Raw genomic sequence first — 322 nt, 5'->3', positions numbered from 1 at the left:
TACCCGCTTGCAGAGCCAGACCAAAGCTGCTTTTTTCCAGATCTGCTGCACCGTTGAGCAGGTTCACATCAGAGATGCGGGTGTAGTTCACACCAGCGCCTACATACGGACTGAATTGCGCTTCTGGTGCAAAGTGGTATTTTGCAGTCAGGGTTGGTGGCAGATGTTTGAAAGCACCGATGTTTTTACCCGCCAGTTCCACATCATGTTTTTGTGGGTAAGTCAGGATCAGTTCTGCAGAAATATTAGGTGTGAAGTAGTAACTGATATCTACTTCAGGAATCGTTTTTTTGCTGACAGTGATCAGATCCGCCGCGCCAAC

1 protein-coding gene is annotated in these 322 nt (G+C 47.8%); it reads right to left on the bottom strand.

Going from position 1 to position 322, the window contains the following annotated elements; all coding sequences use genetic code 11:
- On the bottom strand, positions 1-322 hold a 322-nt coding region (locus KDM89_RS21130), incomplete at both ends, for an OmpW/AlkL family protein (protein ID WP_212689776.1).

Origin of the sequence: Cognatundibacterium luofuense, assembly GCF_018139685.1 — a bacterium.
Classification (GTDB): domain Bacteria; phylum Pseudomonadota; class Gammaproteobacteria; order Burkholderiales; family Burkholderiaceae_D; genus Undibacterium; species Undibacterium luofuense.
This window is presented reverse-complemented; position numbering and strand designations above follow the sequence as displayed.